Below are 20,976 nucleotides of genomic sequence, written 5' to 3'. Positions count from 1 at the left end.
ACTCACTATAAAATTATTTTTTATATATTTTTACATAATGGTTTGATTTAAATCCCATTTTTTCATAGAATTTTTTTAAATATTCATCAGTTCAATACAATATTGCCGCTTTATTTAAAATTAGTAACTCTTTTATAACTAAAAAAACTAAATAAGTAGCTAAACCTTGTCTTCTATATTGTATGTTAGTTGCAACACCTCACACAACACCTAAATCACTAGTTTGATAAACACTGCAAGCGTGAGATACTATTTCTCCATTTATTCGGATAATAAAACCGACCATATTATCATAATAAACTTCTTTTCAAGTTTCAATAGAGTCAGGATAAAAATTTTCATTATATAAAAAACTAATTACTTCATTAAAATTATCTTTGGTTACTGATTCGACAATATATTTATCTTCTATTTTAATATCAGGTATGTAAAAATTTTTTTCAAAAACAGATATTCCCTGAATTGTTTTTTTAAATTTTAACGCCTTAAGTTTATTTTCAATTTTATAATCAAAAAAAGTATTTTCTCCAATTGAAATGTAGTTTATATTTTTAGAAAAAAAGTATTTAAAACATCTATCATTTATAACTAAAAATTTTTTTGTGTTTGCTACTCATACTTTATTATTTTTTTTATCAATATACAAAATATTATTATCAACTTTTCTTAATAAATTATAACTATACTTCTCACATAAATAAATCAAAAAATTATTACATATTTTATCTTCTGCTAGTATTTTTTTTATTTCCAAAACGACCCCTCTCTTTTTGTGTGGAAAATAAATTTTCAAATTTCTTAGAAATTACTTTATCCAATTCTATCATTTCAAAAGATGGTCTAGTTCTCTCGTTTACTTCCAATCATGAATCCAAAAATTCTTCTATTCTCTCAAAGTATTCTATAAACTTATCTTGTTCCAAAGGAGAATCATCAAAAATATCATAAATACCATTTAAATCAATGTGAAAACATTTTTTGGTGTCCCTAAGTAAAAAGGATAAATTGACTTTTCTATCAAAAATATGATCTATTTCAAAACAAATATCACTATTTTCTTCGAGTGTATAATCTATTTTTGAAGCCACCATATAAGCATTATAATTTTCGCTAATATAACCGTCGTATATTAATTGTCTAAGTAGTTTTAAAATTTCTTTCGGAAAACTTTTGAAATGTGTATCAATATCTTTGTTACATTCTTGTTTAATTTTAGTTTTGGATTCTTCGCTTACACATTTTGTTGTTAAATATTTTATAGAATGCTTATTAATAAAAGATTTAATCGCTAATTCAATAGCTTCTTTCATTTTGTTTTTAAATTTTTCTTTATATTTAGATTTTTTAAGTTCAGGAAAATCAAAAACAAAATAAAGTATAAATTTTATCTTTTTTCTAAATTCTGGTGAATTAAAATTACTTAATAAATTTTCTTTTTTTATATCTTTACTTATATATAACAATTCTTTTATTATTAATCTTGCGAAAATTTTATCTTGTTTTTTTAGTCAGTCATTAATTTGATTATTTTTATTTTTTATATCTTTAGATATGCCAACGCAAACATCAATGAAGTCGTTATAAGTAGAAAATTCTAACATCCTATTATTTTCAAGGTAATGTTCTAAAAATTTACTTGAAATTAAATATACTAAGTAAAACTTAAAAAAAGTAAATCTTATTAATGACTTTTTAACTATTTCGTCTCTTTTATAGAAAGAAATATACTGCGAAAACCCTGCTACTAAATCATCTGATAATTCGTCTACCGCTTTTTCTGAAGCTATCCCATCAAAAATATTTTTAGGAATATAAAGTGACTTATCCATAAAATCTTGTAATTTAACATATTTTTCTTTTTTCTTTGGATTTATAACTATTTTATCTTTTATTTTTATTCATAAAAAAACAAAATCTTCCAAATATTTATTTAGTTTAAACAAATTTTCTCTTTTTTGAATATGATTGTATAAATTTAAAATATTATTTTTAAATAGATTTTTATCTTCTAATATATTCTTAATAAATAAATTCTTTGTAATTCTTTCGAAACTACTTATTTCTTTTAAAATTAAATTTATTTCTTTTCAATTTATGAAGAAATAAATATAATCGTTTACTATTTTATCAATTTCACTCTTTTGAATTGATTCAAATTGTGGATAAATAGTATTGGAAATTTTTTTACTTTGTTCTGTTGTTATTTTATCTTTTATTTTTGCCGATATTGTTTTCTTATCTATGGAATTAAAATTATTTTTAACATCAATTATCGAGTCAAAAAATCTTGTTTTAAATTTCTCGGTCACAATTTCAGAGTCAATAACATAAATAAAAGTGTATTTATTTGAAATTTCTTTTAAATTAAGTAAATTATTTATTTCAAACAACTTTGGTAAAAAATTAGAATTATTTTTTTTATTAATATCCTCAAAAACTATTATTTTTTTATTTGAATTTAATATTATATCAACAATAGCGTCTAAATTTGCGTCTAAAAAAGTTGCGTTAGTATGTAAATTTATTTCATTTCCCTTTATTTTTATTGATCTTAATCTTCATAAGTTTTTGTTAACCATGAATAAAGAAACAAAAATAATACCAAATAGTAAAAATCATAAAAGAAAAATAAATATACTATTATATAATAAATTTTTACTAATTTCCACAAAAAAAGAATTTATATTATAATCAAATTTATAAAAAGTCTTTAGTAAAAAAGGAGTTGAAACAGTAGAAATTACAAATGATGCTAATGAAATAAAAAAAGTTCTTTTTTTATTTTTATTAACTATTTTATTTCCTATAAAACTATTTTCACCTAATTGATATATAATTTGTCTTGCTAAACTTTTTTCAAGTAAATATTTATTTGAATTTTCACTAGTCTGTTGATCGCTAACTTTTAAATCCGGATAATTTATATTATTAAAACTAATTTTTATAAACTCGTCGGTATTTTTATTTTTTAAAAATAAATTTAATACACTACTTTTTCCTGACATAGCTTCGCCTGTTATCAAAATATTTTTTATATTTTTTCTTTCTACTTCAGATGCTAAATGTTTTGAAAAATAAACTATTTCGTCATAATTTATACTTTCTACATTTGAAAATTCTTCTTTTTTATCTAATTTATAAGTAAATTTTTCATCAAAAGAATCTTTTTCTAACATAAATTTTTTTAACTCTACAAATGTTCAATCTAAATCATCTAAATCAATAGATTCAAACGGAAAAATAAACGATTTAACATCTAATGTTTTTTCATCTTTTATAATTAAATTAGGATCAACATATATAAAATTACTGTAATCTTTGATTTTTGCATCAATATTATTAGCAGATTTTTCAACAAATACATCTTCTTTTTGAAAAATAATATTTTTATAATCTACTACTAAATTAATTCAGTGAGTATTTAACATTAAATCAAGATTTATTAGTAATTTGTTCAAAATATAATATATAAATAATTCATTAGTTCTATTGTTTGTATTAATAAAATTAGAACATAAACTATTATTATCTTTAGAGGTTTTAATATTGCTATGTATAAAATAATTTTTAAAGTATTCTTCTATTTTAAAAGTAATTTCTTCGCTTTCTTTTAAAAATTGATTTTGAATAAAAAATAAAAAAGTTTTTGTTTTGTTGTTATGAAACCCATTATTTTCTTCGTAAATAATATACTTCTCTATTAATTCAATTATATAAATAATTATCTCTAAAGCATTTTGTTGATTCTTTTCATCTAAAATAATAGATTCTAAAACATTTGAATTATTTTTAATTTCGCTTTTACAATATTCGCATAATTCATGTTTTTTCGATGAACACTTAATATTTTTAAAATTTATATATCATTTATATAGATTTTCTCATTTTGAATACGTATAATTTATTTTTAAATTTATCAATTCTAAAAAGATTTCTTTTAAATGTCTAACATTTAAATTAACTGCCATTTGTGATAAATAAACTAGTTCCAATCAAAAATTTCCTACCAAAACTTTCATTTGAGTTTTTTCGCTTCTTGATATAACTTCGACTTCCTTGCTCATAAAATAATTATACTATATTGATATCTAATAATGCGTTTAATGAAGAATATTATTTTCACAAAAGGTACAAAATGCAAAAAATTATTTTTATTTAATTTAAAATTAGAAATTGTACAAATAAACTTAAAAAACTTTTAATAACTTTGTTATAAGTTGCTTAACTTACTATTAAAACTTTATTATTTTGACCCTAATTTTAGTTTTATATTAAAAATGACTCCTTCATATAAAAGAAGTCACTTTTATCTATTTTTTAATTTACAAAGTATCATATTTGTATTATTTTGTTCAGTCTTCTATTTGTTCGTTTGTTCCTAAAACAAAATGATTTTTGTCTTCTATTTGGTGTACATAAGGAATATTTGGGAATATTTGATCTTTCATATATGAAAGTTCGAATTTAACTCCCTTGAATTTTTCATTTGCATTCGAAATTTTTGGAATAGCTTTAAATAAATTAATTGTGTATGGGTGTAATGGTTTTTTGTAAATTTCTTCAGTTTTACCTGATTCAACAATTTTACCTAAGTGCATAATTTGAACTCTATCAGCAATATATTCAATCATAGATAAATCGTGAGCGATAAAGATCATACCAATGTTTTTCTCTCTACATAGGTCTTTTAATAAGTTAACAACTTGAGCTTGAATTGAGATATCAAGTGATGCTATTGGCTCATCGGCAACAATAACTTTTGGTTCTGTGATTAAAGCACGAGCAATAACAATTCTTTGTCTTTGGCCTCCGCTAAATTCATGTGGATAACGATAAGCAAATTGTTTTAATAATCCGACATCTTCTAGACTCTTATAAATAGCAACCCTTGTTAATAATTTATTTAATTTAAATAATTTATAAGGTAATGTTGCTTTTTCTAAAACGTATGAATATCACTTATTTTTTGATAATAATTCAAATTTAGAAATCCCCATTAGTATATATATATTATTTAAATCTTTATTTAAATATTTTGACTCTATATAGAATGAATTATTACTATTCCATTTCGTTTCAACATTTGTTTGATAAACTTTAAGTTCAACTTGATGTTGTTTAATTTTATCCTTAATTTTTTCGATTTGTAACTTATTTTTATTATCAACTTTGGATAAATTATCTTTTAATTTTTTAACTGTATTTTCATGATAGTACTTAACAAATTGTTTATGTATTTGATTAAATTTACTATCATATATTTTCTCTTGATCTTTAATCTCTTTGAGAAGTAATTCTTGTTGTTGAATTTCATCGTTTATTTTTAAAATTCTATTTTTATACTCAATAACATATTTAGATAATTCATCATCAGCCACTTTTTTAGCTTCTAAATATTCTTTTTTAGATTCTTCAAGTTCATTAATTTTTTCTTTGAATTCAAATTCTTTTTTAGGAGAAACAAAGAAATTTTTAATTGTGCTTTTTAAACTTGAATATAATTCTTTAAACGATTCCTTAACACTTTTAAAAGTATCTTGTTTTATTTTTGCTGAAGTTTCTAAATATTGTTTAATATCTAGTTTAAATTCATCATTAATAAAAGTGCGTATTTTATTTTTATATTTTGATAAAGAATCAAAGTCGTATGGTTCAAATTTTAAATAATTCACGAAAAATTCTCTAGAATCATCTTCAATTTGATAAATCAACTCTTGTAATGATTCGTAGTTTAAAAATGCTAATTTAGATCTATTTTTTTTAAATAATTTATATACATGTCTATTCAATTCATATAATTTAATTTTATATGCAAAAATATCTATGTAAGGACTTGAATAAGCTTCGTTAAATAGTAATTTAGCTTCATTTTTTAATTCGCTGGCAAGATTTTTAGTAGAATTATTAGAATCAACATAAACTTCCCTTGCGGTTGCTAAATTTTCCTTAAATTTAACTCAATTCTCTTTAGTTAAATTTTTATATTTATAATAGGACTCTGTTTTTTTTGTTAATTGTTTTGCTAAAATAAATCTATTTTTAGCTTTTTTAAGATTTTCTTCATCGAAATCTATTTCTTCATTTCTAAAATTTAATTGTTTGCTTTTATAAAAATTTAAAAGTTTTTCTGTATTTGCATATAGACTATTTATTATTTTTGAATTAATTTTATTTTTTTCATCTAAATATGAAAAATATGAATTATATAAATCATCATAAGAATCGTTTGCTTGATCCTTAAATTCAATTTTATCTAGTCTTTTAGATCATTTTTTCATGAAAGGACTAGATAGGTTAGTATTTATTTTTAAATTCTCAAGTTTTAATTTAAGAGAATATTCTAAAAAAGTGTAATGGAAATTATTTTTAATTTCGCTTCAATCAATTCTAATATCTTTGATTTTATTTTTGATAATTCCATTAACAACAAGTGGTTCTTTTAAAATAGAAAAAATTGTATTTTGTCCATTTAATGAAGCCATTGGGTCCTGAAAAATCATTTGAATATTTTTATGTAAAAACTTATTTGTTTTACGTGTTATTTTCTTACCCGAAATTAATTTACCATCTAAACGAACGAAACCGTTAAAATCATCATATAAACGTAATAATGAACGACCAATAGTTGTTTTACCAGAACCTGATTCACCAATTAAACCTACTATTTCACCTTCTTTAAGGTCAAAAGAAACATCATCAACAGCTTTATTAACAATATTTTTATTTCTAAAAAACTTTTTTAAGTTATGAATTTCTAAAATCGATCTATTATTTTCTTTCATCTGAAAATACCTTTCTAAAATGGTTTAATCTAGTTTCTAATTCTTCGCTTAGTTTGACTTTTGGCGCGTCTGGATGTAAAAGTCATGTTGCGGCTCAATGCCCTTGGCTAACTTCAAATAATGGTGGTTCTTTTATAAAGTCTAATTCAACTGCATAGTCGTTTCTCGGAGCAAAAGAATCTCCTAAAGGTAAATTATTCATATCAGGAGGTGTTCCTTTTATTGAATAAAGTCTATCGTCTTTATTTTCTGGTATAGCAGAAATTAATGCTCATGTATAAGGGTGTCTTGGGTCAGTAAAAATATCTTTTTTACTTCCTCTTTCAACTATTTTTCCAGCATACATTACATAAATATAATCACAAAATTTCGCAACAACAGAAATATTATGGCTAATAAGTATAATAGAAATATCCATTGTGCTACGTATATCTTCAAATAAGGCTAAAACTGACGCTTGGACCGTTGGGTCTAAAGCGGTAGTAGGTTCATCAGCAATAATTAAACTTGGTTTAAGTGCTACAACCATAGTAATAACTACACGTTGTTTCATTCCTCCGCTTAATGTGTGTGGATACATATCAAAGACCTGTTCAGCACCGTTTATACCAAATTTAACCAATAAGTCTACTAAGTATTTTCTTTTCTCGGAATAAGGCTTATTCTTTCAATCTTCATTTTTGTTTAAAGCATCTATTAATTGTTTTCCAATTTTACGTGTTGGATTTAAAGATGTAAGCGGGTCTTGTGGAATATAACCAATTTTATGCCCACGTATTGTTTGTCAGAATTTTTCTTTTTTGCTTTGTGTTAAATCAATTCCTTCGATTTCCATTTTTTCACTTGAAATAACTGCATTCTCATTAATGTTCAAAAATGATTTTGATGTAACAGTTTTTCCAGAGCCTGATTCACCAACAATACCAATTATCTCACCTTTATTTAGTTCAATATCAACACCACGTACTATTGTTATGAATTTATTTCTTCTTAATTTAAAACTTACTCTTAAATCTTTTATATCTAATAATTTTTCTTTCATAATTTTACCTATTTTGCTCTAATAACTTTTGGATCAAGAGCATCGTGCACTCCTAATGCTATAAAGTGTAATGATACTGATATTGATAATAGAATTAATGATGGTAACAATAATACCCAAATATTTAATCCTGCTTCTGATGGTGCTTGAGAAATAATTTGACCTAAATTAATATCTGATTCTGCTTTAAAGAATCCTAAGAATGCTAATGATGATATTGATAATATAATTGATGGAATAGACTCAACAAATCCTGTTGCAATTTTACCTATAATTGTTGGTAATGCATGTCTATAAATTAATCTTGCTTTTGAAGCTCCAACAGATTTTGAAGCCTTAATAAATTCCGAATCTTTTACAGTTATAATAAATAATCTTGTTCTACCTACAGAACCAACTCAACCAATAAAAATTAATGCAAAACCTAATGTTAAATCTGTTGTACCAAATAAAGAAACAAATAATAGTAATCAAATAAGTGTTGGCGGAGCTGAAAAAATGTCAATAATACGCATGATTATTGTATCAATTTGACTTCCCACATGAAAACCTAAGTAAGAACCTATAGCGACGCCAATAATTGTTTGAATTGTTGCTACAATAATTGCTAATCTAACAGCTTTTCAAGTACCTACTCATGACTGGGTCCAAATATCTACCCCACTAGTTTTTGTTCCTAAAATAGTATTTAAAAATATTTGTGGGTTAGCATCTAAAGCTTGTTTATATAATTCTTGATATTGTTCTGTAGTTAGATTGTTTGGTATGTTCGAATAGTTAAACACAATAAACGCACTATCAATTTTAAATAATTTATATGCATCGATATAACCTTCACCATTAATTGTTTTAAAAGTATTTTCTTTTAAGAATAGATCCCCAAAGAAACCGTTAAAAAATTTAGAATCGCGATAACCATTAACAGTATTTCTATAAAGATCTTGACTAATTGTATCCCCTAATTTAACATAATGATTAGAGTATAAAGGAGGTATAGAACTATCAAATGATGAACCTGAATTTGTTGCTTGTCCAACTTTATCACCAATTAAATTTAATTGTATTTTAGAAATACTTTCTGTCGCGCTATATTGTGAATTTACTGTAACTATAATTGAAATTAAAAAGACAACCAAGAATACTATTAAAAACAAAACTGAAGGTCAACTCATAAAAAATCTTTTCAAAATTTCAATTAAGATTTTTTTAGGTTTACCAGCTACGTTTGTGAAAACATTTGTATTTTTAGAAAATTCAAATGGATTTTCGATTCCGTTTAAAGAAACTTTATATTTTGATTCAAACTCTTTAGCTGTCATTTCTAACTCCTTTCATTTCTAATAAATTCTTTTTAAATTCTTTATTTCTAGTTAAAGTTCTTTTAAGGAGAACTAAATTACTTTGGTTTGAACCTGAATTGTACTTAATTCTAGGATCTAATACAGTATATGATACGTCAACTAAAATAGATGTAAATATACCTAATGCTGTGAAAAATAATGTATTAAACATAATAATATTAATTTCACCTGTTGGGAATGCTTGTGCAAGAACTTGTGAAGTTCCTGGAACTGCTCAATATAGCTCTATAACAATACCACCACTAAGAAGTCCGATATATGATGGTATCAATAAAGCAGCAAGTGGTATAGAAATATTTCTTAAAACATGTTTAAAGAATATTTCTGATTTACTTAAACCTTTTGATTTGGCAATCAATACATGATTTGAAGTTAAAACAGTAATAATTTGATTTCTTGTATATGTTATATAAACTGATAAAGAACCCAAAGTAATAATCGCAATTGGTGGTAATCATGATAAAAAGATTTCGCCACTTGTATGTTCAGTATCTGTTGGTAATAAGAATTTTGGTGTTACACCAAATTTAAGTAAAATACTAATCAAAATTGGAGCAATAATAAATGATGGTAGTGCTATAAATAACAACGAAAACGCATTAATAGCAGTGTCAAAAATTGTTCCACGTTTGTATCCAGAAATAATCCCAAGAGCTATACCAATAATTGCACTTACTACGAATGCTGGTATTGTTATTATTACTGAATATCTTAAATATTTAAAAAATATTTGAGGTATTGAGTTAGCTGAAAATCTCGTAAAGATTGTTTCTTCAAACGGCAATCCAAACGGATGATCTGAATTGGTAAATAAATCATTAATTCAATAACCAAAACGAGCTATTGGATTTAATTTATATGTCATTCATTCATTTGCATGTAGATTATACTTACCTGCTCAATCAGATGGTAAGAAATGATATTTGACCGATTGCTCATATAATTGTATTAATTTTTCTACCGAACCACTTGATCCTGCTCCATCAGCTTGTCCAATTGCCTTTTGAGCAAATGGGTTTTCACTAAATTGAGCTACTAATAGAAATACTACAACTAAAATAATTAGCAGAGTCAATATTGCAAATCCGATACGTTTTAATATATAATTTGTCATTTTTTCCTTTGCTTATTTTAAAACACAAACAATTAACCACAAATTGGTTAATTGTTTTTTATATGTAATTTATTATTTAACTATTCTAATTTTTGTTAAATCAACATAATTTAATTGATCAACTGGTGAAATATAGTTAGTATTTAAAATTGTTGTAACAAATGAATTTTTAGTTACTGTTGTTGCTAATTTAACAATTGTTCCTTGTTGGTTAGTAAATTCTCTTGCTAATTCTAATAATTCTTTCTTTGTAAAGTGATCAGATGATGTGTCACCATTATTTAATCATGAGAAGAATTGAGCCGATATTGTGTAACCATCTTTGTATTTTTTAGAACTTAAATCTTGCTCTGTTAAATTAACTAATTGACCTTGTTCATCAAATTTTTGAGTTCCTAGTAAATCAGAAAGTTGGTCCATTTGTGCATTTGTTAATAATTTAACTTTACTTGGGGTAATTGAAAGTTCAATTGTATTTTTATTATGTTCTAAAAAATCACCTAATTTTTTTGCAGCTTTAACAATTGTTGGGTATGATACTTCTAATTTTGCTTTGTAAGCACTGTCGCCTAACACACTCATTAAGATCGGGAAAGCTTTACCCATTCCTCATGATAATCCATCAATTCCTGAACCAATTGATTTATAATCATATCCTCATCCTGCAGTATGAACTGGTGAAGATGATTTTAATCAATATGAATAAAAGTCGCTATCACTAAGTTCTTCGACATATGTTGCTTTTAATCTTGAATCTAATTGGTTGATTGTATCAATTTGACCTTTAACTATTTCGATATATGTTTGTGGATAATTTTTATATCTTTTTAATAATTTAAATTCAACATTTTGACCTTTGAGGGTTGGGTGTTCTTCATAGAATTTATCAAGCAACGCTTTCATTCTTTTTTGTAATTCAGCAAATGCTCCTGATTTATATTTGTCATTATCAGAAATACCGATGATTGTAGATTCACTAGGTTCTAATTCGTTTCCAATTGTGCCACCTAAATCTACTTTTTGATTTGTTTGATTATCTACAACAAAAAGTGTAGAAAGTAATTCTCAATTATATCTAGGACTATTATTTGTTGCACTTTTATCACTTGCATCACTGTTAATTGCTGAGTCGGGCGCTAATGTTGATAACCATGGAACAGCTTCTTCTGTAGGTGACATAACTGTTGTTATGTGAGATCAGTTAACAGCTGCTGTTAATATATTTCTAAATTCTTCGGCAATTCCAGTTGTTGTATATTCTAAAACATTTGTAGCAGTACCTGCTTCAATTTCAGAAAGTGAGTGGCCCCATACAAGTTGTGAATATACTTCGTTAACATAAGAATTAGCGCCATCACTATCTTTTGCACGAGGCACTAAAGTTGAAAATATATTTCCAATACTATGATCTGCGTTTAATGATTGTTGTTTATTAACACCAAATAATTTTGGATTTTCATTAACTTCTTTTTTACTTGATTCTGGTAAATTTGAATATGAAATAGTAGAAACTAAACCAGCTTTATAAGCGTTAAATTGATCAATTTCAAATTGTTTACCTTCTTTAGTTTGTTGAACATAAACACTTCTAAATTCTTTAACTGTTGTAGGATCATTATAATATGATTCCAAAGCATAGTGATTGTTAATTTTGTATGTGGCTGTATAGTTGTCACCATTATATCCTTCGTAGTAATATTTACCTGAATATAAAGTTGAATTTTCGTTGAAACCATATCAGTAAATACCTGATTTTTGAGCTAAATCTGTAGCTGCTTTAATTTGAGTCATTTTTTGCTCTTTTTCAGGTTGTTGAACTGTTGAATCTGTAGCAAAATCAGGAAGAGTTGCGCCTTGATTTACAGCATTAATATAAGCACTAGGCGCAGGTGCATATTCGTATGAACCAACAAAGTTGTTTGTAAATCATTCATAAACTAAAGCATCATCGCCACTTGTTGTAACATTAAAGTAACTTCTATTATCTTTGTTTGTTACTGTTTTTTCTTCGTTTAATAAGTTTTCTATACTAATTTTGTATAAATCGAATAAATATGAATTTGAATAAGTATCTTTCTCTTCGAATAATTTAGCTCCATTTTTTGTATATAAAGCTTTTGATGCAGCATCCAGATTAGATGAACCACCGTGTGAACGTCTATATGAAGTATCATTTGACATATATGTTCTTAAAAATCCTAAATAATAATCTTCTGCACTCATTTTATACTGTGTAGCTTCACCTTTATTATTTACTCAATAAACATTATCTCTAATTCTTAATGAAACTTTTGTAGCTTTTTTAAGCTTATCGAAGAAGTTTTGTGAGTTAATTGAATTTTCGTTTGCACTTGTTTTTTGTACTCACATTGAAGAGTATAAATTATTTTCTAAATCAGGTTTTGGAATAATTTCTGCTTCATCACTATCAAAAGTATATTCGTGACCATCTACTGTTAAAACAACAGCATCAGCAACGTTCAATTCGTATGATCATGTTGATGGTCTAGTAATTTTTCTAGTTGTTTTTGTTATTGTTCCAAATGCATCTCTTTCTACTTCTTCTGAATATTCAGCTTTTCCTTCATTTTTCACTTCAACCAATTTTCCAAATGTTGTATCTTCATTTGATAATGAATACCCACCATAAGAACTACTTAAATCAAAACGTGATCTACTATATGAAAAAGGTGAATTAATATTTGTTGAATAAATTCCATTTCTTGCTAAAATATTGAAATTATTTGAAAATGATACTCCTCCTTTATTTTCTTGACTGCTTGTACTTGAATTGCTTTCCGAGGTTCCACAAGCAACCGCTAGTCCTAGGGTAGATAAACTAGCTAAAGAACCCATTAATAAATATTTTCTTTTCATTTTATTTCCTTTATATGATATATATTTTTATTAAATATGAAAAAAGCTTTGTATAGGCTATATAACCATACAAAACTTTTTTATTATTTTTCAATAATTTAAAGAAATGTAAGTCTATAGCACCAATGGTTAAACCAAAGAGTAGAAATCTTTTATGCTTTTCTACCAACTAACTTAATCGCCATTAAGCAAGTTTCGGCCACTATATCCTTTCATCAATATCAATGCTTGCCAGCTCAATTGATTACTAATATTAGTAGCTCCTCTATAGACATAACAGATTTCAATTTATACATTAAAATCTGTTATGCATACATAATTAGTACAACAAAATTTTAATGATAAAACTAACGAATGCGAATAATATTAATATTCATAATTTCGTTAATAATAATCATAAAGTCTCATTGTAACGCTTTTTTCATACCATTATTATACACGTAAAATAATTTTTTAAAAGTTTTTTTACAATTTGAAAAAATTATTTTTTAACTAAAAAGTTATTTTTTCAATAATAAAAAGGGCCTACACCCTTTTTAGTTTAGAAACCAAAACCGCCGAAACCACCAGTTTTTTTGAAACTTTTAGCCATTTCACTCATTTGCTTAACCATAGAATCAAAGTCACTTAAAAGTTTATTAAATTCTTGGGGTGTTCTACCAGAACCTTTCAATATTCTTTCTTTTCTAGAAGCTTGTCTAAGTAACCTTGGATTATTTCTTTCTTTTTTAGTCATTGATGAAATTAAAATTTGAAATACTCTCATTTTTTCTTCAGCTTTTTCAACTTGATCTTCATTTACTCTCGAAGATAAATTTCCTGGAAGCATTTTAAGTATTTTTGAAAATTTACCTAAATTTTTTACTTGTTTAATTTGCTCCATTAGATCGTCTAGAGTAAAACTTCCTGATAAAATCTTTTTAACCATGTTAGTCATTTTATCTTGATCGATGTTATCTTGAGCATGTTCGATCAATGACATAACATCACCCATTCCTAAAATTCTATCTGCCATACGTTCTGGATAAAATAAATCTAAATTACCAATTTTTTCTCCGGTACCTGTAAAACGAATTGGTAAATTAAGAATATATCTTAATGAAAACGCTGCACCACCTCTAGCATCAGAATCTAATTTAGTTATTATAGAACCTGTTAATTTTAATTTTTCATGGAATGTTTTTGCTACATTTATTATATCTTGGCCACTTAATGAATCCGCAACAAAGAAAATTTCATCTGGATGTGCAATTTTCTTAACTTCTTGTAATTCATTCATTAAAGGCTCATCAATAGAAAGACGACCCGCTGTATCTAGAATAATTAAATCGTTATCATTTTCTTTAGCGTGTTTTAGAGCATTTGCAACAATTTCTGAAACAGGATTATTAACCCCTTGTTCATAAAAGTCAGCTTGTATACTTTTAGCAAGAGTGACTAATTGTTCCACTGCTGCTGGTCTATAAATATCCGCAGCAACAACTAATGGCTTTTGAATATGTTTTTTCTTTCTAAAATAATAAGCTAATTTTGCAGTTGCTGTAGTTTTACCAGAACCTTGTAAACCACACATCATTATAATATATGGTTTTTTTTCTATTTTAAACTCTTGAACTTTATTACCTAAAATAGAAACCAATTCTTCATGTAAAATTTTAATAAATTGTTGAGAAGGATTTAATTTTCCAATCAACTCTTGATCAAGAACTTTTTGTTTAACGTTCTTTATGAATTCTTTTACAACTTGCAAGTTAACATCGGCTTCTAACAACGCCATTTTTATTTCTCTTGTAACTGCTACTAAATCGGCTTCATCTAACTTTATTTTTTTAGACACTTTTTCAAGTGCTTTTTGCATTCTTTTTTCTAAAAATCCTACCATGTTTTAATTATACCATTTAGATGTTATATTTTATGTTATTAATTTAGTTAGTTGATATGTATATTTTTTGCTTGTTAAGATAAACTAACAATAAATAGCAAAAATACATAATACCTTGATTTGAATAATAATGTGTTTAAATTATTATTTGTAAATTAGCATTAATTATCATTAAACCCAATAAATGAACATTAATAAAAAATATTTGCTTTAAATTTTTATACAAAAACGAAAACTTTAATACCTTGATATTGAACTTAAAAATATGCCTTTTTAATGTATAATTTAATATATGATTGAATTAAAAGTAGAATATAAAGAAAGAATAGATAAATATATCTCAAATAATACAAACATTTCACGTAATGATATTAAAATTTTAATTGATGAACATGCTATTTTAGTAGACGATGTTGCCATCAATAAACCTAAATTTGTAGTTAGAGAAGATCAAGTAATTAAAATAATGAAGGTTATTGATAAAGAAATTAATATTGAACCGGAACAAATGGAACTTGATATAGTATATGACGATGAATATATTTCTGTTATAGATAAACCAAGTGGACTAGTTGTTCATCCATCTCCTGGACACCCAAACGGAACATTAGTAAATGGATTATTGTATCATTTTAAAAATAATCTTTCAAATGAAAGTGGAGTTTTGAGACCTGGTATCGTCCACAGAATCGATAAAGATACTAGTGGTTTATTAATAATAGCTAAAAATAATCAAGTACACCAATTATTGGCAGAAAAATTTGCTAATCACGAAATAAATAGAAAATATATAGCAATTTGTGATGGAATTATTGAAAATAAAAAATTAAAATTAGACCTTCCAATTGGTAGAAGTGCTAATGATAGACAAAAAATGGCAATAACAAATACTAATTCAAAACACGCAATTACTTGAGTTGAAAAATTATCAACTTTCTACATTGATAAAATGCCTAAAACACTAGTTAAGTGCGAATTAGAAACAGGTAGAACACACCAAATTAGAGTACATTTAAAATACATTGGAAATCCAATTTACGGCGACCCTGTCTATGGTAAAAAAGTAGATGATTTCGGACAAAGATTACATGCTTATAAACTAGAATTTATGCATCCTATTACACAAAAGAAAATTGAATTATTTTCAAAAACCCCAAAAGAATTTAATGCATCATCATTCGACTTTGATGAATTCTTAAAAAGCGAAAGGACACTATAATGTTTAATCAAAATTGAAATGAGAAATATAAAAACATCAAAACAACCGATGAATTATGAAAACACGAAAAAAAAGATTTTAGAATTTATTTTATTTTGTACACTTTAGCAATAACATTGTTAAGTTTAATATGATTTAGTTGGTTTATAATATTATTAGTTTCAAAAGAACAATACTTATTATTAATAAGCGAGTCAATTAAAAATAATAAACAACTTGGAGAACCAATAGCTTACTATAATAGCGAGCTAATTCAACAAACTTTTTATACAATATCATTAATAGCTATGAATGTTTCATACATTATGTCAGTATTTAAGAGCTATAAAAACAAAAACTTTAAACATATTAGTTCATGAGTACAATTAATATATTATGGATTAGCAATTTGAAAAATAATTGGTTTTATTGTTTCGATAACACAAAATGCTTTTGCTACTATAGGTAATAATTATTTATCAATAATTTCATTAATTTTTAATATATTATCTTTAGTGATATTTATGGTAATTATCTTCTTCTTGCATGGTAAATTAAATAAAATACAAAGAGCATTCAAGTATATTGAATATGTAAAAACAATGGAAGAATATCAAAAAGCATTTATGGAAAACATAAGAAGTAACAATCCTTTTGGACCTTCTTCGTTTAATGCAACTAATTCATCTGAGGAAGAAAAAAATTCCAATAATAGAAATTCACATTCTAAAGATGACTATACAAATTCAGAAAATTACAAGAAAATTATCGAACTACCAAGAGAACAATTAAATGATATTGCTAAGAAATTAAATATTTTCGGCTATGAAGATATGGAAAAAGAAGAATTAGCCAAACTAATTTATAATATAACTAAAAAATAAAAATTATTAAAAACATCATAACAGTTGATTATGATGTTTTTAATATAAATTTCAATTAGCTTATTGGTCTACTTCTGTTAATTTTTTAGCATCTTCTAATTTAACACTAAAGAAACTTGTAACACCTCTTCTTTGCATTGTTGCACCGAATAAGCTATCTACTCTTGCCATTGTTCCGGTTCTATGAGTAATAACTAAGAATTGAGTTTGTTCTTTTAGTTTTTGTAAATATTCTGCATATCTAACAACATTAGACTCATCTAAAGCTGCTTCAACCTCATCTAAAATACAAAGAGGAAGTGGTCTTGCTTTAAGTATTGCAAACAATAATGAAATAGCAATTAAAGCTTTTTCACCACCTGAAAATAGTTTTAAATTTTTAACTGTTTTTCCAGGAGGTTGTGCAAAGATGCTAATTCCACTTTCTAAAATATTTTTAGGATCAATAAATTCTACATATGCTTTTCCACCACCTAACATTGAACGGAAAACTGCATCCATTTCAACATTAACATCATCAACAATTTTAGTTAAACGATTGATAATATTATTATCTAAGTCCTTTATAGCTTCTATTAAAATATTTTTAGCTTCTTTAACTTCGTTATAGTTGCTTGTATATTCATCGAATCTTTTTTCAAGTTCTTCTAACTCAACTATAGAATTTAAGTTTACATTACCAATTTCTTCAATTTCATGTCTTAAATCATAAACCAATTCTTTTGCAGCTTCAACAGACATTGTTAATGGAAAATTATTTTTAGCATTTTCTAAAGTAATTGAGTAAAATGAACCTAATCTATCTTTGTGTATGTTGAATAAGTTTTCTGCTTTTGCTTTTGCTTTTTCCTTTTCTAAGAAAGAATTAAGTAATGTATTCAACATTTTTTGGGTTCTTTTTCTAACTTCTTCTATCGAAACTATATCAGCATTAATTTTATTTCTAATTTTTGATTTTGTTTCAATATCAAAATTAACTATTTTTAGCTCGTTTTCAAGCTCTATAAGTTTAGTTTCTGCAGAAACATTACCTTCTACAACTTTTTGAGTTTTGTTTAAATCCGAAAATTCAATTGTTGATTTGTATTTTTTTAACTTTTCAACTTCTTTTTGAATTTCAACTCTCATTAATGATTCACGAGTATCAAGAGAATTATGTTTAGTTTGTTCACTTTCGATTAATTGAATTAAATTATCTTTTTCTTTTCTTAAGTTTTCAACAACTTGTTTGTGTCCAGGTATGATTTCTTTTAACTGATTAATTTGCCCGTCTAAACCAATTAAATCACTTGCGATATCCTTGGTTCCACCGTGCATAACACCGCCCACTCTGATGATATCACCTTCTTTTGTAACAACCATATATTTTTTCTCAACTAAATTAGAAATTTGAGTTGCAACTTTAATATCTGAAACAACAATGATATTACCTAATAAAAATTCATTTAAAACTCTATACTTATCATCAATAGTAACTAAATCTTTAGCTAAGCCAATAAATCCAGGATTATTACGTAGAACTAATAAATAATCGTCTCTTACACTTTTTCCTTTTATAGACGCCAAAGGAATAAAAGTAGCTCTTCCACCTTCATTTGCTTTAAGATAATTAATAGCCTTAACAGCAACATCAGAATTTTCAACAACAATATTTTGTGCCGCTGCTTTTAAAATAACATCTATTGCCGGAATAAATTCTTGTTCAACTGTAAATAATTCACTAACTAACCCTATATAACCCCTAAAAACATGCTTGTTTTGAACAATATTTTTAGTTCCTTGGTGTAGGTTAGTTTGTTTATTTTTCTTTTCAACAAGTAATTTTAATCTTGTTTCAATAGAAATAATTTGATTTGTAGTGTTATTTATTTTACGTTCATAATCATTGAATTTTCTACGGTATTCATCAATAAGGTCAAATGCTTCTTTTTTTTCTTTTACAACAGAATTATAACTATCTTCAAGATATTTAATTTTCTTTTCAGCTATTGTTGCTTCTTCAATAACCGCTTGAATTCTTTCTTCTTCATTAAAGTTACCTTGACCATTTACTTTCATTTCTCTAATAAGATTATTTTCTGTTATTGTTTTATCAATAATTTGAATTTCTGTAGAAAGAGCTTCTTTTTTACTTGTTAAAGTATTAATCTCTTCTTCTAATTCAACAACTTCATCTCTTTTACTTGATATTTTTTCTTCTGATTCTTGGATTTCTTTATTATAAGATAATTTAGTTTCTTCAACCCCAACTAATTCTTCAGATAAGTCTAAATATATCTTTTCATTTCGTTCAATTTCATGTGCTAAATAACCAATTTCTACCGAACGTAATTCATCAACTTTTTCTTTGTACTTTTTAGCTTTTTCAGCCGCTTCTCTTAAAGGTTTTAGTTGTCTATCCATTTCTTTAATTTTGGCTTCTAAAATATCGAGAGAACGCTCAGAACTATCCAATTTTAAAGTAGCTTCGTGCTTACGTAATTTATATTTAGAAACACCAGCGGCTTCTTCAAAAATTCTTCTTCTTTCTTCTTCTGAAGAATTTGCGATATCAGAGACAGTCCCTTGAGAAATAATAGCAAGCGAACTTTTACCAATACCAGTTTCCATAGCTAAAGCTTTAATTTCTTTATGTAAAGCCTTTTGATCGTTAATAAAATATTCGTTAATACCTTTTCCACGTTCAAGAGAACGAGTAATTTTAATATACTCACTTTGAATAGAACTTTCACCTTTTCTATTATCAAATGTAAGAGATACAGTTGCTTTTTGCATAGGTTGAACTGTTTTAGAACCCGCAAAAATTACATCTTGCATGGAATCTCCACGCAATTCTTTTGAACTTTGTTCACCTAAAACTCAACGTATAGCATCATTAATATTACTTTTACCAGAACCATTAGGACCAACAATCCCAGCAACACCACCATCAAAACGCAAAACAATTGGGTCTGCGAATGATTTGAACCCATGTGCTTCAAATTTAATTAATTTCATTTTTCTCCTAATATTTATATAGCTTTTTTAAAGCATCCCTAGCAGCTTCGGTTTCAGCTCTTTTCTTAGAACTTCCAGAACCAACGCCATAAACAATACCATCTTTTATAGCTTTTGCCACAAAAATTTTATCATTTTCTTCCCTAGTTTCATAAGTAATATTTCTTTTATCTATGTTTTGGAAATATTCTTGCAATTGTGTTTTAGGATCTTTTTCGGTTGTAAACATTAAATTTTCATCTGTGACTAATTTTTCATTACTATTTACAACTTTATGCTCCATATTTTCTTTAATTAAATGTTCAAAAATAAAATTACTTGCAAATTCTATTCCTAAATCAATATAAATAGCTCCTACTATAGCTTCAAAAGTATCCGCCTTAACTTTTAATGAATTCTTAACCTCTTCTTCCATTCTACCATTACCGGTTCTTAAAATGTTGATTAATTTCATTTTATCTGAAGCTTTAGCCAAAGTTTTAGTATTAACTATGTCAGCTCTCAATCTTGTTAATTCTCCTTGACTTAAATTTTTAAAATTTTTAAAAATTAAATCTGATGTGTACAGTTGTAAAAAAGCATCTCCTAAAAATTCTAATCTCTCATAATTTGTTTTTTTTGTTTCATCTTTAGGATCGAAAGATTTATGTGTAGTTGCTAAAATGTAATGATGAATTTCATTAGGAACATAATAAAAATTTTTGATAAATCATTTAATTAATTTTTTAGCATATGATTCTGAAATTTTTAAATTATAATCGTTTTTTAATCCTTTTATAAAAGGTAATAATTTAGCTAATATTTGCTCGTTTTTTACTTTATCTATTTTAACTTCCATA

At 25.7% G+C, this 20,976-nt stretch carries 12 protein-coding genes and 1 riboswitch; of the genes, 2 read left to right on the top strand and 10 right to left on the bottom strand.

The annotated features are described in order from the left end of the window. Nucleotides 1-13: 13 nt before the first annotated feature. The 8 genes from JXZ93_RS00775 to ffh form a co-directional block, all read right to left on the bottom strand. Nucleotides 14-754, bottom strand: a complete 741-nt coding sequence (locus tag JXZ93_RS00775; protein WP_205852452.1) for a GNAT family N-acetyltransferase — start codon at nucleotides 752-754, stop codon at nucleotides 14-16. After that, the gene (locus JXZ93_RS00770; RefSeq protein WP_205852451.1) at nucleotides 723-4,064 is read right to left on the bottom strand and encodes a hypothetical protein; all 3,342 of its coding nucleotides are present in this window, start codon (nucleotides 4,062-4,064) and stop codon (nucleotides 723-725) included. Before JXZ93_RS00770 ends, JXZ93_RS00775 begins: the two co-directional genes overlap by 32 nt. Nucleotides 4,065-4,343: 279 nt before the next feature. Further along, nucleotides 4,344-6,782, bottom strand: a complete 2,439-nt coding sequence (locus tag JXZ93_RS04085; RefSeq protein WP_205852450.1) for an ATP-binding cassette domain-containing protein — start codon at nucleotides 6,780-6,782, stop codon at nucleotides 4,344-4,346. After that, a complete protein-coding gene (locus JXZ93_RS00760; RefSeq protein ID WP_205852301.1) occupies nucleotides 6,769-7,824 on the bottom strand; it encodes an ABC transporter ATP-binding protein in 1,056 nt (351 codons plus the stop codon). Before JXZ93_RS00760 ends, JXZ93_RS04085 begins: the two co-directional genes overlap by 14 nt. An 8-nt stretch (nucleotides 7,825-7,832) precedes the next feature. After that, the gene (locus tag JXZ93_RS04080; RefSeq protein WP_205852449.1) at nucleotides 7,833-9,143 is read right to left on the bottom strand and encodes an ABC transporter permease; all 1,311 of its coding nucleotides are present in this window, start codon (nucleotides 9,141-9,143) and stop codon (nucleotides 7,833-7,835) included. Further along, nucleotides 9,133-10,299, bottom strand: a complete 1,167-nt coding sequence (locus JXZ93_RS00750) for an ABC transporter permease (RefSeq protein ID WP_205852448.1) — start codon at nucleotides 10,297-10,299, stop codon at nucleotides 9,133-9,135. Before JXZ93_RS00750 ends, JXZ93_RS04080 begins: the two co-directional genes overlap by 11 nt. A 72-nt stretch (nucleotides 10,300-10,371) precedes the next feature. Beyond that, nucleotides 10,372-13,176: an OppA family ABC transporter substrate-binding lipoprotein gene (locus JXZ93_RS00745; protein WP_205852447.1), complete on the bottom strand. Its 2,805-nt coding sequence runs from the start codon at nucleotides 13,174-13,176 to the stop codon at nucleotides 10,372-10,374. 109 nt (nucleotides 13,177-13,285) lie between these two features. After that, nucleotides 13,286-13,452: riboswitch (Lysine riboswitch) on the bottom strand. Nucleotides 13,453-13,717: 265 nt separating this feature from the next. After that, nucleotides 13,718-15,058: a signal recognition particle protein gene (ffh, locus tag JXZ93_RS00740; protein ID WP_205852297.1), complete on the bottom strand. Its 1,341-nt coding sequence runs from the start codon at nucleotides 15,056-15,058 to the stop codon at nucleotides 13,718-13,720. Nucleotides 15,059-15,350: 292 nt separating this feature from the next. Here ffh and JXZ93_RS00735 point away from each other — a divergent pair, with 292 nt between their 5' ends. Then, a complete protein-coding gene (locus JXZ93_RS00735; RefSeq protein ID WP_205852296.1) occupies nucleotides 15,351-16,277 on the top strand; it encodes an RluA family pseudouridine synthase in 927 nt (308 codons plus the stop codon). Beyond that, nucleotides 16,277-17,140 (top strand): hypothetical protein, encoded by an 864-nt coding sequence (locus tag JXZ93_RS00730; RefSeq protein ID WP_205852295.1) that lies wholly within the window; start codon nucleotides 16,277-16,279, stop codon nucleotides 17,138-17,140. Before JXZ93_RS00735 ends, JXZ93_RS00730 begins: the two co-directional genes overlap by 1 nt. A 60-nt stretch (nucleotides 17,141-17,200) precedes the next feature. Here JXZ93_RS00730 and JXZ93_RS00725 read toward each other — a convergent pair whose 3' ends face one another. Next, nucleotides 17,201-20,137 carry an AAA family ATPase gene (locus JXZ93_RS00725; protein WP_205852446.1) on the bottom strand — a complete coding sequence of 979 codons (2,937 nt, stop codon included), beginning with the start codon at nucleotides 20,135-20,137 and terminating at the stop codon, nucleotides 17,201-17,203. Nucleotides 20,138-20,144: 7 nt separating this feature from the next. Beyond that, nucleotides 20,145-20,975, bottom strand: a complete 831-nt coding sequence (gene rnc, locus JXZ93_RS00720) for a ribonuclease III (RefSeq protein ID WP_205852445.1) — start codon at nucleotides 20,973-20,975, stop codon at nucleotides 20,145-20,147. Between the last annotated feature and the right edge of the window lies 1 nt (nucleotide 20,976).

It is taken from the genome of Mycoplasma sp. CSL10166, from assembly GCF_017116885.1.
Taxonomy (GTDB): domain Bacteria; phylum Bacillota_I; class Bacilli_A; order Mycoplasmatales; family Metamycoplasmataceae; genus Mycoplasmopsis.
The sequence above is the reverse complement of the archived record's forward strand: the minus strand, read 5'-3'. Positions and strand labels throughout refer to the sequence as shown.